This is a genomic window from Prevotella amnii DSM 23384 = JCM 14753 (assembly GCF_000378745.1).
Classification (GTDB): Bacteria; Bacteroidota; Bacteroidia; order Bacteroidales; family Bacteroidaceae; genus Prevotella; species Prevotella amnii.
Window position 1 is genome coordinate 1 of sequence record NZ_KB905272.1, and the last position, 16,493, is coordinate 16,493.

General features: G+C 33.3%; 15 protein-coding genes and 1 other RNA gene. 8 read left to right on the top strand and 8 right to left on the bottom strand.

Annotated features, from left to right (window positions below; genetic code table 11):
• The coding region (locus F596_RS11810; protein ID WP_019035973.1) for a transposase at window positions 1–159 on the bottom strand (159 nt) is incomplete at its 3' end.
• Window positions 160–646: 487 nt separating this feature from the next.
• Between F596_RS11810 and F596_RS0104155 the strand changes: the two genes are divergently transcribed.
• From F596_RS0104155 to F596_RS0104180, 6 genes are all read left to right on the top strand, one after another.
• Complete coding sequence (locus F596_RS0104155) at window positions 647–1,165, top strand: YceD family protein (protein ID WP_019035974.1); 519 nt, start codon at window positions 647–649, stop codon at window positions 1,163–1,165.
• A gap of 24 nt (window positions 1,166–1,189) precedes the next feature.
• Window positions 1,190–1,375: a 50S ribosomal protein L32 gene (gene rpmF, locus F596_RS0104160; RefSeq protein ID WP_008446760.1), complete on the top strand. Its 186-nt coding sequence runs from the start codon at window positions 1,190–1,192 to the stop codon at window positions 1,373–1,375.
• A 3-nt stretch (window positions 1,376–1,378) separates the two neighbouring features.
• On the top strand, window positions 1,379–2,398 hold the full coding sequence (locus F596_RS0104165; protein ID WP_008446830.1) for a beta-ketoacyl-ACP synthase III: 1,020 nt from the start codon (window positions 1,379–1,381) through the stop codon (window positions 2,396–2,398).
• Window positions 2,399–2,508: 110 nt separating this feature from the next.
• The gene (gene era / locus F596_RS0104170; RefSeq protein ID WP_019035975.1) at window positions 2,509–3,390 is read left to right on the top strand and encodes a GTPase Era; all 882 of its coding nucleotides are present in this window, start codon (window positions 2,509–2,511) and stop codon (window positions 3,388–3,390) included.
• A gap of 220 nt (window positions 3,391–3,610) precedes the next feature.
• The gene (der, locus tag F596_RS0104175; protein WP_019035976.1) at window positions 3,611–4,924 is read left to right on the top strand and encodes a ribosome biogenesis GTPase Der; all 1,314 of its coding nucleotides are present in this window, start codon (window positions 3,611–3,613) and stop codon (window positions 4,922–4,924) included.
• Between the two features lie 14 nt (window positions 4,925–4,938).
• Entirely contained in the window at window positions 4,939–5,355 is a 417-nt protein-coding gene (locus F596_RS0104180; protein WP_019035977.1) for a hypothetical protein, read from the top strand.
• A gap of 190 nt (window positions 5,356–5,545) precedes the next feature.
• Here the strand turns inward: F596_RS0104180 and ssrA are convergent.
• Window positions 5,546–5,944, bottom strand: a transfer-messenger RNA (tmRNA) gene (ssrA, locus tag F596_RS11455).
• A 155-nt stretch (window positions 5,945–6,099) separates the two neighbouring features.
• Complete coding sequence (cysK, locus tag F596_RS0104185) at window positions 6,100–7,047, bottom strand: cysteine synthase A (protein WP_019035978.1); 948 nt, start codon at window positions 7,045–7,047, stop codon at window positions 6,100–6,102.
• A gap of 203 nt (window positions 7,048–7,250) precedes the next feature.
• Between cysK and F596_RS0104190 the strand changes: the two genes are divergently transcribed.
• Entirely contained in the window at window positions 7,251–8,075 is an 825-nt protein-coding gene (locus F596_RS0104190; protein ID WP_019035979.1) for an AAA family ATPase, read from the top strand.
• 16 nt (window positions 8,076–8,091) lie between these two features.
• Window positions 8,092–9,093, top strand: a complete 1,002-nt coding sequence (locus tag F596_RS0104195) for a DUF4435 domain-containing protein (protein ID WP_008446759.1) — start codon at window positions 8,092–8,094, stop codon at window positions 9,091–9,093.
• 6 nt (window positions 9,094–9,099) lie between these two features.
• On the opposite strand, the gene dacB is transcribed toward F596_RS0104195, so the two are convergent.
• The 5 genes from dacB to F596_RS0104220 all read right to left on the bottom strand — a co-directional run bounded on the left by dacB (window position 9,100) and on the right by F596_RS0104220 (window position 16,141).
• Window positions 9,100–10,437, bottom strand: a complete 1,338-nt coding sequence (dacB, locus tag F596_RS0104200; protein WP_019035980.1) for a D-alanyl-D-alanine carboxypeptidase/D-alanyl-D-alanine endopeptidase — start codon at window positions 10,435–10,437, stop codon at window positions 9,100–9,102.
• Window positions 10,427–10,855 (bottom strand): PH domain-containing protein, encoded by a 429-nt coding sequence (locus F596_RS0104205; protein ID WP_008446768.1) that lies wholly within the window; start codon window positions 10,853–10,855, stop codon window positions 10,427–10,429. The genes dacB and F596_RS0104205 overlap by 11 nt, the downstream gene beginning before the upstream one ends.
• Entirely contained in the window at window positions 10,855–11,472 is a 618-nt protein-coding gene (gene ruvA / locus F596_RS0104210) for a Holliday junction branch migration protein RuvA (RefSeq protein ID WP_019035981.1), read from the bottom strand. Before ruvA ends, F596_RS0104205 begins: the two co-directional genes overlap by 1 nt.
• A gap of 163 nt (window positions 11,473–11,635) precedes the next feature.
• Window positions 11,636–12,718, bottom strand: coding sequence for an OmpA family protein (locus F596_RS0104215; protein ID WP_019035982.1), 1,083 nt, complete (start codon window positions 12,716–12,718; stop codon window positions 11,636–11,638).
• 252 nt (window positions 12,719–12,970) lie between these two features.
• The gene (locus F596_RS0104220; RefSeq protein ID WP_019035983.1) at window positions 12,971–16,141 is read right to left on the bottom strand and encodes a glycoside hydrolase family 2 TIM barrel-domain containing protein; all 3,171 of its coding nucleotides are present in this window, start codon (window positions 16,139–16,141) and stop codon (window positions 12,971–12,973) included.
• Between the last annotated feature and the right edge of the window lie 352 nt (window positions 16,142–16,493).

A 16,493-nucleotide genomic window follows, 5' to 3' on the forward strand; every position in this document is an offset into this window, starting at 1 on the left:
AGCCGGGCGACCATTATTGCTGCAATACAAAGGAGAGAAAGCATTTTCAAAACACTCCCAATTAATCTTATTACTAAGTTGGAAAAGGGGATGTTGATGACTAAGCATGTCCTCTAAAGAAGAGAACAAAGAGAGCTGTTTGGATGTACGTTTAAGCATAAATATCTGCAAGAATTATAATGTAAAGGTACAAAAACTTGCAGATATTTGCAAATAATTTATAGCATAATATACTATGAATCAGATGAATATTAGGCTTTTAAGGGTGGACTATATAAATTAAAACATAGTAGGTCTTTATAGGATAATAACCACATTAATCTTAATAATAAGTAATATTTTAGTCCTTAAAAATCACTTATTCTACTGTAAAAAGAAGCTATTTAAACAAAAAAACAACATCTATGCGTAGCAAAAATAAATTATTTTTGATTGCTTTTTAACCTATTTTTGTTATAAAAATAGGTTATTTTTAATAGCCGTACTTATCCTTTTTATAGTAAAACAGCCTGCTTTTTCACTATAAAACATAAGCGTATTATGCCCTTTTACTATTTATCTGACTATAAATGCAAGATTATTTGATAGTTTTTTCTTATTTATTTATTTATAATCACAAAAATATTCGTAACTTTGCAAACCAATTATGGATTTACGAGACCTCAAAATCAATTTAAAGGCACTGAAAGATGGACTTACTAAGCTCTCTTTCGACCTTGACGATACTTATTTCGCTTCGTTTGAGGCAGATGAGGTAAGAGGTGGTTGCGTGCATGTGGATATTGATATAACCCGTGTAAAAGAGGATTTTTTTTCCATTGAGGTGCATGAGAAAGGTAATGTTGTAATTAGTTGTGATATTTGCTTAGACTCGATGAATCAGTCAATTGAAGTAAAAGAGCATCTAGATATAACCTTTGGAGATAAAACTTCAGAAGAGGATAGTCTTATAGTGGTAAACGATAAGAACGGTATATTTGATTTTACCTGGATCCTTTACGAATTGTTAGTACTCGACATTCCTATCAGACATGTACATGCAAAAGGAGAATGTAATCCTGTTATGGTAAAAAAACTTGAAGAGTATTCTTCAGTTTGCAATGATAAGAAAACTGATAGATCTATAGACCCACGATGGGAATCTCTATTAAAATTAAAGAAATAAGAATATATTAAATTAAAAGAAATTATGGCACATCCTAAAAGAAGACAGTCAAAGACTCGTACACTTAAAAGAAGAACTCATGATAAGGCAGTAGCACCTACATTGGCAGTATGTCCTAATTGCAGTGCTTATTATGTATATCACACAGTATGCCCTACGTGTGGTTATTACCGCGGTAAGGTAGCTATTGTGAAGGAAGCAGCTGAATAAAGCATGGAAAATATAAATGCGATCATAACGGGTGTTGCTGGCTATGTGCCAGACTATGTCCTCAACAATGAGGAATTGTCTCGTATGGTAGATACCAGCGACGAATGGATAACTACCCGTACAGGTATCAAAGAACGACGTATCCTTACGGAAGAAGGGCTTGGTACTTCATATATGGCTCGCAAGGCAGCAAAACTTTTGGTAAAGAAAACAGGTGTCGATTTAGATACTATAGATGCACTTATTGTTGCAACAACAACACCAGATTACATCCACCCTTCTACAGCATCAATAGTACTGGGCAAATTAGGACTAAAGAATGCCTATGCTTTTGATTTTTCAGCAGCTTGCTGTGGGTTCATGTATGCTTTAGACGTTGCTTGTAATATGATACAGAGCGGACGTCATAAGCGCATCATTGTAATCGGTGCCGATAAGATGTCAGCTATTACCGATTATTCAGATCGGCAGACCTGCGCTTTATTTGGCGATGGTGCTGGTGCTGTTATGGTAGAAGGTACTACAGAAGAAGGTGTAGGTTTAATCGATTCATATCATCGAACTGATGGCAAAGGACTTCCTTTTCTTCACGTTAAAGGTGGAGGGTCTGTAAGTCCGGCTTCTCAATTCACCGTAGACCACCGCTTACATTATACTTACCAAGAGGGACGTACTGTTTTCCGCTATGCTGTAACAGCTATGGGAGACGATTGTACTACCTTGTTAGAACGTAACAATCTTACTAAGGACGATATTGATTATGTTGTTTGTCATCAAGCTAATCTTCGTATTATAGAAGCTGTTGCAAAGCGAATCAATATGCCTATGGAAAAGGTTTTGGTTAATATCCAACGCTATGGCAATACCAGTGCAGCTTGTATGCCATTAGTATTATGGGATTTTGAATCGCAGCTAAAAAAGGGGGATAATATTCTCTTTACTGCGTTTGGAGCAGGTTTCGTTAATGGAGCTTCACTATATAAGTGGGCATACGACGGCTCAACTAAAGCTGAAAAGAAGTAAGTATATAAATAGTTTGAATATAATTTACTTTTAAACGCATCTTTCTTATTTTTTATAAGTTAGGTGCGTTTAAAAGTAAAAATAAATAGTAGAATTTCATTTTCTTTATTATGCATAAGGCTGGTTTTGTAAATATCGTTGGCAACCCTAATGTAGGGAAGAGCACTCTTATGAATCAATTGGTTGGCGAAAAGCTTAGCATTGCTACTTTTAAGGCTCAAACTACTCGCCATCGCATCATGGGTATTGTAAACACTGATAATGCTCAGATTGTTTTTTCTGACACCCCTGGAGTGCTTAAACCTAATTATAAGATGCAGGAAATGATGTTACAATTTTCCGAATCGGCATTAGCTGATGCTGATATTTTACTTTATGTTACCGATGTGGTGGAAGATCCTAAGAAAAATATAGATTTCTTAGAGAAGGTTTCAAAGATGCAAATACCTGTTATTCTACTTATTAATAAGATAGATGAGAGCGATCAGCAAAGACTGGTTATGCTGGTAGATATTTGGCATAGTCTTTTACCAAATGCAGAAATATTACCTATTTCAGCACAAAACAAATTTGGAACAGATATTCTCCTCAAACGTATTTATGAACTATTACCTGAAAGTCCTGCTTTTTTTGATAAAGATCAGCTAACAGATAAGCCTGCAAAATTTTTTGTATCAGAGATTATTCGTGAAAAGATACTTCGTTATTATGATAAAGAAGTACCTTATTCTGTAGAGGTAGTTGTAGATTCTTTTAAAGAAAATGAACAACAGATACATATTGGAGCTGTCATCTATGTAGAACGTAATAGTCAGAAAGGTATTATTATAGGACATCAAGGACATGCATTAAAAAAAGTTTCTACAGAGGCTCGTAAGAGCTTAGAGAGATTCTTTAACAAGAAAATTTTCATGGAAATATTTGTAAAAGTAGATAAAGACTGGCGTAATTCACAAAAGGAGCTAAACAACTTTGGGTATAATCCTGAGTAAATTTATAAAACTCTTTTTTATATTCAAAAGAAGTTACAATCATCTAAGACTTATTTTTATAAAATTTTCCAAGTGAAAGCTATAACTAATATTAGATAGAGCTTACTTTCGCAAAGTGCGAGAGCTGAGGAATGGTCATCCTTAGCTATATAATTAAAGGTGAATGACCTCACCTTAGCCTCTTTTAGAAATAAGAGAAGGGATAAGACTCATTAAGAGAATGGCAAATTTAGTAGCAATAGTTGGTCGCCCTAATGTAGGCAAATCAACGCTTTTTAATAGATTAACAAAGACACGCCATGCCATTGTGAGCGATGTGGCAGGTACAACTCGTGATCGTCAGTATGGTAAATGCTTATGGAATGGACGTGAGTTTTCAGTAGTCGATACAGGCGGTTGGGTAGTAAAATCTGATGATATTTTTGAAGATGCTATTCGGCAGCAGGTTCTTGTGGCAACAGAAGAGGCAGACATAGTACTCTTTTTAGTAGACACCGAAACAGGTATAACCGATTGGGACGAGGACGTTGCTCTTATTTTGCGTCGCACAAATTTACCTGTATTATTGGTTGCTAACAAAGTAGATAATATGGGAGAATATTATACTTCTGCAGAGTTTTACAAGCTTGGTTTGGGAGATCCTATCTGTATTAGTGCACAAACAGGTAGCGGTACAGGCGATTTGTTAGATATTCTTCTTGAGAAGATGACTGACGTTCCAGAAGAAGAGGTTGATGATGATATTCCACGCTTTGCCGTAGTAGGGCGACCTAACGCAGGAAAGTCGAGTCTTATAAATTCTTTTATTGGAGAAGAACGTAATATTGTAACAGAAATAGCAGGTACAACACGCGACAGTATATATACTCGATATAATAAGTTTGGATTCGATTTCTATCTTGTAGATACCGCAGGCATACGCCGTAAAAACAAGGTAAGTGAAGACTTAGAGTTTTATTCTGTTATGCGTTCTATTCGCAGCATTGAAAATTCTGATGTATGCATACTTATGATTGATGCCACTCGTGGTATTGAATCTCAAGATATGAATATCTTTCAACTCATTCAACGCAATAATAAAAGCCTTGTCGTAGTAGTAAATAAATGGGATTTAGTGCAAGATAAAAATCAAAAGGTAATAGATACTTTTGTTAATGCCATTCGTTGTCGTATGGCTCCTTTTGTAGATTTCCCCATCATATTTGCATCAGCATTAACCAAGCAGCGTATTTTTAAAGTATTAGAAACTGCTAAGGAAGTATATAAAAACAGAAAGATACATATTGGAACAAACAAGCTTAACGAGGTTATGTTACCTATTATAGAAGGTACACCGCCACAGTCGGTTAAAGGAAAGTTTATAAAAATAAAGTATTGTTCTCAGCTTCCTAACACACAGATACCATCTTTCGTTTTCTATGCAAACTTACCTCAGTATATAAAAGAGCAGTACCGTCGTTTCTTAGAAAATCAGATTCGTGCTAACTGGAACTTACATGGGTGCCCTATTAATATTTTTATTCGTCAGAAATAATTAAAAAGATAAATATGTATAGGCGTCATAACATAATTTTCTTTATAGCAGCACTATTCCTCACTATGCTTACAAATTGTGGAACAAACAACAATAAAGCATCTAAATATGAGCAAGAAGCTGCTCATAAAGCACAATATTATTATGAACAACTGCTTAAAGGACATTATACTTATTGTATAAAAGGAGAATTCCGTTCGCAACATTTGCCAGTATCATACCAAAAACAATTAAAACTAAATTTAGAAAAGTTTTCAAAAGCACGTTTTAAAGATCAAGCAAAAATAGATTCCATTACTATTTCTAATACTTCTGCTTTAACTAAAGATAGCATAGTTAATGTTTATCTTGTTTTACATCGTGCTAATAAAACTAAAGATCAAATAATTGCTCGTATGATAAAATATAAAAACAGATGGCTAATGTTATAAAAAGAAGTCTTGCTATCCTTTTATAAAGGCTTTAAAGCAATATTATTATGTTGCTTTTAACTTTAATAGGCTGTAACGTTTCTATATAGCTTCTTTTATTCATTTTAATACCCAATACATATTATAATATTCCAAAAGAGAATGTAAAAAAGGTTGATAGATGCGCAAAGTAACTATCAACCTTCTCTTTTAGTGGACTTGCGGAGACTCGAACTCCGGTCCGCACAAGGAAACCATATGCTTTCTACATGCTTATTCCAGTCTTTGGTTTTCGAGCATTGGCAAGACCTGAACCACCAACCAATGCCTTATCCTCTTAATTTCATCTTTGCAGCGAGGACTTACAAAAACTATTTCCGATTACCTGCACCGCTGAACCCTCAGATTCGGAACAACATCCTTGGAGCGATGTCTCGTCCAGCTATCTAATAGCCGGATAAAGCCAATAACCTACTATACTTCGATTAGGCAGCGAGAGCGTAATTGTTTTCGCCAATTAATTCTTTGACCACTCTGATTTAGGAGGTAGCCGCCGAGCCTCCGCATGCTTACATACCATTCCGTCTTGCCGTCAAATCCATACAAGCCCTTAGTATGTTTTACAAAGGTATATATAATATATTAAATCTGCATAATTTATACGACATTTTACAGTTTCTTTACATATACATATAAGTAGCTAAAGGGCATTCATCAAGCATAATTTTACTTAATTTCATCTTATTTAGTTGGTAACAATTCATCTTAAAGAGGATATTCTTCAAAAGCATAGAGGACTGTAGAAAGATAACGCTCGCCCGTATCGGGTAACAAAGTAACAATCGTTTTATCCTTATTTTCAGGGCGTTTAGCAATTTCACAAGCAGCAAAAGCTGCAGCTCCTGATGATATTCCTACCAAAAGTCCCTCGCGCTTGGCTAACTGACGACTTGTAAGAATGGCATGATCATTACTTACTTTAAATATTTCGTCTACAAGATTACCACTATATATCTTAGGTATAAAACCTGCTCCTATACCTTGTATTTTATGTGAACCACTATGCCCACCGCTTAATACTGGAGAATCTTCTGGTTCTACAGCAACTATTTTCACTTTAGAGTTTTGCTCTTTAAGATATTTTGCTACCCCACTTATTGTGCCACCTGTTCCAACACCAGCTACAAAGATGTCTATTTTTCCGTCTACATCATTCCATATTTCTGGTCCTGTTGTAAGATAATGAACCTCAGGGTTTGCCACATTTTCAAACTGTTGCAGTATAATACTATCAGAAGTAGCTTTATGTAATTCCTCTGCAGCCTTAATAGCCCCTTTCATTCCATCTATTCCACGTGTTAATTTTACTACAGCTCCATATGCTTTCAATAGATTACGACGTTCTATACTCATCGTTTCTGGCATAGTAAGAATGAGTTTATAACCTTTCACTGCAGATATTAAAGCTAATCCCACACCTGTATTGCCACTGGTAGGCTCTATTATAGTTCCTCCTGGTTTCAAAAGACCTTTCCGCTCTGCATCTTCTATCATTGCCAGGGCGATACGATCCTTTACACTACCACCTGGATTAAAATATTCTACCTTTGCTATTATAGGCTTTTTAAGTCCCTCTAATAGAGAATACTTTGACAATTCTACAAGCGGAGTGTTACCAACAAGGTCTGTTAATCGTTTTGCTATCTTTTCCATAATGTTATATTTATCATATTAAATACTTATTTTGAGATACAAAGGTAGAATGTTTTTATTATATATAAAATACCTCATATATGGTATTTTTTATAATACTATTTATATATAAAATACCATTACTTATAAGAAGAATAGTTAAAAATTTGGGATAATACAAACTTTTCCTTATTTTTGCTCATAGACCTAAAAACAAAATAATTATGCAAATATATGCCGACTACATCAAAGAAATAGATATAGACCACCTTTGGAGCGGTACACATCATATCCTTTGGAAATTACATCGTAAGGTAAATGTCCTTAGTGGTGTTAATGGCATGGGAAAAAGTACTATTATAAATAAGGTGGTAAAAGGACTTTCACATAAAGAGCATTTATTAAATCAAATGCCATCTAACGTAAAATTAAAAGTCAGTCCAGACAATGCTACCACTGTGAGATATGATGTTATTAGATCCTTTGACCGTCCTTTAATCAACTCTAATGGTATTATACCTAAAGTAGACGTAAATTTAACTACTGAATTAGACTGGCAACTATTTCAGTTACAACGCAAATATTTAGACTATCAGGTAAATATTGGGAACAGAATCATTTCTATCTTACAATCTGGGGATACTGACGCTGCACAGAAAGCTCAAAAAGAATCTATGCCAAAAAAGCTTTTCCAAGACTTAATAGATGATCTTTTTACTGACACTGGAAAGACTATAGTTAGAACAGAAAACGAGATAAGGTTTATGCTATCTAATGAAATATTATATCCATATCAGCTTTCAAGTGGAGAGAAACAAATCCTTGTAATCCTATTAACAGTACTAATAGAAGACAATTTGCCTTATGTCCTTTTTATGGACGAGCCTGAAGTTAGTCTGCATATAGAGTGGCAGAAACGATTAGTAGATATGATTTTAGAACTTAATCCAAACGTTCAGATAATCCTTGTAACACATAGCCCTGCCGTCATAATGAATGGCTGGATGGATAAAGTAACTGAAATGAGTGATATTATTCAAACAGAATAACAATATAATAAAAACTATGGGGAAGAGATTAAATGAGCAGATTTCTTCGGCATATATTCAAGCTGCTAACAAACTAAATGGGCAAGAAAAAAGAAAAAGGATTGTAGTATATGTAGAATCATATGATGATATTTTCTTTTGGCGCATGGTGCTCACAAGATTTGAGAATGATAAACGTTACTTTGAAGTTATGCTACCTTCAAAGGAAATGGTATTAAAAAGAGGGAAGAAATCTGTACTTATGAATATAGTATCTAAGCAAGCTGGCGAAAATATGATAGCTTGCGTAGATGCTGATTATGATTATCTCTTACAAGGGGCTACAGAAACATCAGAAGAAGTATGTTATAACCCATATGTACTACACACATATGCTTATGCCATAGAAAACTTACAATGCTATGCAGAAAGCCTGCATGATGTATGTGTGGCTGTAACTTTAAACGACCATCATTTATTCGATTTCCCTACATTCTTACATACTTACAGTCAAATCATATTCCCTTTATTTGTATGGAATGTATGGGCTTACCGTACAGGAAGGTTTAAAGAATTCTCTTTAACTGATTTTGATTTTATTATAGACATAAGCAGATTCTCTATAGAAACTCCTAACAACTGCTTAAACAAATTAAGACACAAAGTAAAACAAAAAATCAAGACTTTACAAAAACATTATCCTAATGCTAAAGAAAGCTATTTGAGAATAAAACATGATATATTAAATCTTGGCGTTAATCAAAATGAAACATATCTATATATACAAGGACATCACTTATTTGATAGAATAATAGTACCTATTATGAAACAATTATGTGATCAACTTATAAGAGAGCGTGAACGTGAAATTAATCAAACAGCCTTACATGATACACAACGTAGAAATGAGTTATCTAGTTATAACCACAGCCTAAAAGATATTATCCCAATGCTACGACGTAATATCGGCTATATGATTTCAACACCTTATAAACGCTTAAATGCTGATGTTGAGAAATTATTAACACAGAAATATTAATGTATTTTATTGGCACAAAGCTATACATATTTTATTTTGAAAGCTATGCATGGCTATATTTGATAGCCCTCCATTATTAATAATAGAAAAAGCTATAACATGTCCATTAGCTGCAGTTAAATAACCTGCTAATGAACTAACACCTATAACAGTTCCTGTTTTAGCCCTAACATTTCGCGCAGCAGGTGTATTTTGCATACGTTTTTTAAGAGTTCCACTAACTCCTGCAAGAGGAAGAGTATTAAGAAGCGTGTTATAAATATCAGAATGTTGATAAGCATAACGTAATAATTTCACCTCCAACTCAGCACTCACATAATTATAAAGGGACAACCCGCTACCATCTGCTATCTTATATACTGACGGAACTAATCCTATCTTTCGTATAAGTTGTTTAATATAAAACCGAGCATTATTTGCAGATGACTGCTTATTAACTCCTTTATTAGATGCCAATTGATAAAACATTGATTCCGCATAAAGATTATCACTTGCCTTCATCATATGATCCATTATATCACTAATTTTATGAGTTATATTTATTATTTCTTTTCCTTTTGTAGGGAGATTCCTAATGCCATAACCATTAGCTATAGTGATCCCATTCAAATTTAACATATGATAAAAACTATATAAAAAATCATCTTTTTTATTATATAATAAAGGTGTCAATATCGGATTTTTATCGTCCCAACACCATCCCTGTCCAAAAATATTATTATCTTTAAAAGATAAATCAGCATACAATGTACCTGTTATATGACGTATGCCCAAGTTTTTGATAGCAGAAACAAATGAAGTCATATCTGATTTGCCAAACATAGGATCCATTCCTCCCAAAACATAAACATCACCCTCTAACGATTGTGTACTATCATTTATGCTCCCTGTATAATAAAGTGTAGTTTGGTAATTATAAGCAGAAGATAGCTTATCAAGAGAAGCAATAGCTGTTATACACTTCATAGTTGATGCTGGACGTAAAAGAAGACGCTCATTATATTTAAAAAGTATAGAATCCTCTGTTAAATCCCATATCATAATACCTGCTTGAACAGTCTTAAGCATAGGACTTGTTAAAATATTATTCAATCGTTTAATAATATTTTCTTTCCATGATCCTATATTATTATATTCAAAAGAAATAATAGCACTATCAACATCATCTTCTTCTGTAGTATCTGAGGAAAGCTCTTTAAACAATTGCTTTTGTGAGATTGTTTCTGAACTGTTTTTAGAAGAATAAGCACATATACTATCTACACTATTAAAATGTTTTTTTGCAGATAATGGAAAAGATATAATTGCTATAATAAATAATATTACTATATTTTTATTTTTCATATCTATTACATATTAATATATTCATTCTGTTCTGCAGAGCTACTATAAATTTAATTCTATTCTTAGGTTGAAAACTTATATATGTTTCATCTGTTTTTGTTAATACAACAATATGTCCCATTTGAAAAACTAAAGGTCGTGTTGTAATATTTTTTATATTTACAAGCGGTAATATTTTCTTTTTACTAAACCAACCCTCTTTAATAATAATTTCTTTGTACGTAAGCGTATATATAGTATGTAAACATCTATCAGCTGCAAAAAGTATTATAATAAATATCAACAGACCTAATAAGAAAAGAAGCATTCTATCATAATACCAAAAACAATACAAGTCGCTAAAAAATAGAATAAGAAAACTAACATAATCTATAAATGTAATTTTATATCCAAATATCTTAGTATCTATTTCTTTCATCACTTTATTATTTTAAGTGCTTGTTTTACCACTTGCTCTACAGGTAAATTTGCATCTTTGGTAAGAACTTCTATCACTACCTTAGATGATGATACTGGAGAAAATCCCAACATCGTAAGCGCAGATATAGCCTCGTCCTTAACTGCGGTATCAATATTTAAATTGTTAGAAGAAGTATTTACATAAAGCTCATTAGCAATACCTGCTTGAATTATCTTATCTCTAAGATCTACTATAATGCGCTGAGCTGTCTTTAACCCTATGCCTTTAACCGATTTTAGCATTCTTTCTTCACCATTAGAAATAACATTACACAATTCTGATGGTGTAAATGAAGATAAAATCATACGAGCTGTGTTTGCTCCAACACCCGAAACTGTAATTAATAACTTATAAAGAGAGCGTTCCTGCTTTGAAGAAAAGCCATAAAGCGTATAACTATCATCTCGTCCTCCAGTTATAATAGCCTCATATATATAAAGTTTTATATCTTTCTTTCCCTGTATGTCACTATAAGTATTTAAAGATATGTTGATAGCATATCCTATACCATATGCTTCTACTATTGCTATAGCAGGAGTCATCTCTATTAACTCACCTTTAATATATTCTATCATCACTAATCGTATATATGCATATTAACACTCTTTGGAAAAACTATAAGTTTAAGAAAACTCGTTTTAGCCATTAAAGAGGGATAACATATTTATCTTTTGCAAAGGTAAAAAAAAAGCGCATCGAATAACCTCGATGCGCTTAAATATTTATTATTAAAATATATTACTTAACGTAAATTACAGCCAAACGGTTAGAAGTTACACCTTGAACACCCTTACCAGTAGCGCTATCAATAACAACACCCTTGTTCTGTAAATACTTAGCTACCTCATCAGCACGAGCCTGAGACAAGCGATCATTAAGCTCCTTAGGACCTTCTGGAGAAGCTGTACCAACGATCTGTACATGACGACCTTCAGGAACCTTATCTAAAGCTGCTTTAGCATCATTTGTTAGATAATGTTTGCCCTGTGCAAATGTTACAAAAATCAAATCTTCTACACAAAGTTCTTTCTGAGCTTCTACAGGAACTTCCTTAACAACCTCTTTAATAACCTCTTTTGGTTTAGCTGCGAGCTGATCGCGTAAAGAATTGATTTCTTTATTCATTGCTGCTACATCATAAACCTTGAAATTATGAGTACCATTAGAAGTCATGAACTTATAATTAACACCAAGGAATAAGCCTAACTGTGCTGCGTGCTTATTAAACTGAACAGCATCACCAGGACCATGAGTTAGATTCCAAAGAACTGCTGGCTCAACATAGAACTGGAACTGCTTTTCATCACCAAAATTAAAAGCGAACTGCAAACCTGTCTTAGAAGTTAGCTCTGTGTCATCACCAAGGTCATCATTGCTAACAGCTCTATTGTCTCCATAGAAAATAGTGTAACCAATACCAGCTTCACCAATTAACTCAAATGCACGGTCTGGATTGTATTCACAAAAGATGTTTGTGAAATTCACATTACCATTCAAACCTACATTTAAACCACGTACAACTGTATGAGAATCCAACATACCAATACCACTACCTGGAGCACCTGTGTAAAAACCATTGTTTCCAAAGAAAGCAAGAGCCTCTAAGTTTGCACCAAACATTGGATTAAACCACTTACCAAACTTAAGCCCTGCTGCAGGGTTTAAAGGGAAGATAGTCTTGAATGTCATAGGAGTAACAACACCACCCTCTACACCAACATAGACATTGTCTAACAACTTTGACTTCTCATAAGCAACTTGTGCACTTGTCGAAACAACGCCCATTGCAAGCATTGAAAGTGCGATAAATAACTTTTTCATAAAACGTTTAATATTAACTTATTATTTTCAGCAAATAATTTTTATAGCTGCAAAGGTAATAGTTTTTTTTGAAAAAAGAGAAATTATGTACTAAAAAGATTTTTTCTTAAACAAAAATCTATCCAATATGTAAAATTCTACAACTCCTATTAACCATACTTTTTCTCATTATGCCTTTCCTTATACCATTAAAAATAGCGTATATATACCTGTTATAGATATATACACGCTACCATTTTATATAATCTATTATCACCTATTAGGAATTATCCAAAAAGCAAAATTCCTATTTTTTATAGGTAACATATATTCTTTTAGAGGCCATTCACCCCAACTATTAATACCTCCAACACCCATCATATCAGCATCGAGGGTTATATTAGTAAATTTAGAAAGTGGTACTTGATAGCTATGAGCTTGATACTTATTAAGCCCTCCATCTAAATTATCTATATCATAATGTAAGATACTTGTAAGCATTGTTCCTTTCAAAGGAATGAAAGTTAGACCATTATTTTTATTATCATATACAGTTAATTCTCTTACGTCCGACTTAGTTCCTGTTTCTTGTGGTCTTATATATGGGAAAAACTCTTTATCTGCGTTACTATTATATATACCTATGAGCTGAGAATTCTTTCTATCGGGATAATTTTCTATCGGGCCACGACCATAATACGTTATATTACTCATTTCATATGGCACTTGCATTATCATACCAAACCTAGGCATATAACCAAACTCTTGTTTACCTTCTGAAATCATATTCATATTAACAAGCAGCTTGTTTTCATTATCAATAATATAAGACATATCTAAACTACAGCCCGTATTCTCTATTTGATACTTTGCAAAAACGCCTCTATGTACCTTATCATAATGTATATCTTTTAATTTTAATATAGGATTATGCCATTGTATCATCTTTATCTGAAACTGACTACCCATATCATTGTCTGTAACAGCACGCCAAAAGTTTGGTTTTAACGTACCTTTATTACCTAAATAACTTATACCATTAACAACATATTGTGAAATATATCCAGTAGTCCTATCAAATTCTAAATATAATCCTTTCTTATTTGTAATAATAATTGGTTTTTTAGGTTTATCTATTACCTTTAACTTGTCCTTTGTCGTATTAGGTTTATCTTTCATTAATGGGCTATATTCTCCTTGTATATAAAACTGGTTATAAGCCACTCGTTGTCCTTTCTTCATTAATGGCTCAGCTTCTTTCAATACAAATTCTACATTTAACAAAACTTCTCCTGCTACCTCTGGCAATTGATAAGGCAAAGTAAAATCTACAGTTTGCTGGGGCTGAACATCTATATTATTGATTACGCCTGAAGAAAACTTTTTACCATCAATCAAAAGAGTCCATACAAGAGCATAATCACTTAAATCACGAAAGAAAAACTCATTATATACAGCTATCTTACCTTTTTTAAGATCAATAGGTTTTGTCCAAATATTCTGATATTCATAACCAAGCTCATAAGCATGAGGGTTTAACTGTCTATCCGGACCTATTAAACCATTACAGTTGAAATTATTATCAGATGGATCATGCTTATTAAAATCTCCTCCATAGGTATATTGAGTTTTACTTGATACTTGTTGAGCTTCTTGTTCAAGCTGTGCCAACGACTTATTTGCATCATATCTTGGGGTTAAATGTAGAGCTTGATCTACAAAATCCCAATCAAACCCACCTTGATATATAGGATATTTTCGTATTAAATCCCAGTATTCTTTTAATCCTCCTCCAGAATTTCCCATAGTATGATTATACTCACACTGTATTAAAGGCCGAGTGTTTCTTTCGTCTAACGCATAAGCCTCACAATCTGTAGGGGATAGATACATAGGACAAAAAATATCAGTAGCATAACCATTTCTTTCTGCTCGCTCAAACTGTACTACACGACTTTTATCATGCGATTTTATCCAATCAAAAACAACATCAAAATTCTTACTATAACAAGTTTCATTACCCAAGCTCCAAAATATAATGCTGGGATGATTAAATAATGTCTCTACATTATGCTGATTTCTCTCCATTATTTGTTTAGCGAACATAGGTTGAGCCGTAGGTGCATCTTTGCTATATCCAAAGCCATGACTTTCCATGTTAGCTTCTGCAACAACATAAAAACCCAACTCATCGCAAAGATCATACCACTGTGGATCATCAGGATAATGGCATGTTCTTACAGCATTAACATTAAGCTGCTTCATGATTTTCAAATCCTGCAACATACGTTCACGCGAAACATTATAACCTCCATCAGGATCCATCTCATGGCGATTTACTCCTTTTATCAATATAGGTTTCCCATTTACCAAAACTTGTTTATTCTTTATCTCTACTTTTCTAAATCCTACTTGCTGTGGGATAATCTCTACCACCTTATTACTTTTAGGATCTATTGTGGCAACTTCCAATCTATATAAATAAGGTGTTTCTGCTGTCCATTTATTTGGATTACTTACTTTAAATAAAGTCTCAACTATACCTTTCTTATTTCCAAGTTTCAAAGAAGAGGCTACTTCTTTACCCATCTTATCCTTTAAAGTAAAACGAAGTTTAGCATTCCCACTCACATTAGCCTTAATATATAACGTTCCGTCTGAATAATTATTAATTAAGTCTGGGGTTATCTTTATATTATCCAAATGAATTTTCTTGTCCCTTGCATATAAATAACAATCGCGTGCTATACCACTCAAACGCCAAAAATCCTGATCCTCGCAATAACTTCCATCACACCATCTAAACACTTGAAAAGCTATTTGGTTCTCACCTTTTTTTAAATATGGGGTTATATCAAATTCTGCTGCTACCTTTGAATCCTCAGCGTAACCCACATACTTACCATTTACCCATAGATAAATGCATGATGTAACAGACCCAAAGTGAGCTATCACCTGCTTGCCGTCCCAATTATCAGGAATATTTATAGTTTTTCGGTATGATCCTACATGATTATCTTTTATAGGAGTATATGGAGGATTATTCTTAAAATTTCCTCTCCAAGCAAAACCCACATTAAGATATACAGGGTCGCCAAATCCATTTACTTCCCATATAGCAGGTACGTTAATAGTACCCCATTTAGAATCATTAAAAGTTGTTTCATAAAAATTAGTTGGACGTTGATCTGCGTTTTCTACCCACTTAAATTTCCATTTACCATTTAACGACATATAATTACCCGACTCCTTAGGATTTATATTATCTAATCCCTTATCATTAGGCTTAAAAGCAAAGAAATTGGTATGTAAAGGAAAACGATTAACAGCATTAATCTGTAAATTTTGCCGTTCATTAAATGTTGGTTCCACATCTTGCGAATGTGCAAACGTATAGCTACCTATAAATAGGCAAGTAAGAAATAATAAGTTTTTTTTGTTCATTATATAGGTTTATTTATTTATATTATCAAGTAAAAATTATATGCGCAAAGGTAATAAAAATCAAAGAGATATTAAATATCTCTGTTACTTTTTATATTCAATCTTTGTTGACAAATTAAAAAAATATCAAATTATATAGCTCTATATCTGCCTAAAAATACTATTTCTAATGTTACCTTTCCCTTCTCTGTACTAACATATCCATAAAAACTACAAAACTATAAAAGGTATAATATTCGTTCCTACTAAAAATCAGCATACAGCCATATAGCAATACCATGTAGGGTTATTATCCAATTTCACCCATTAAACCAGCACTCTTTAAATAAAACACAATCTTTATAAAATAACG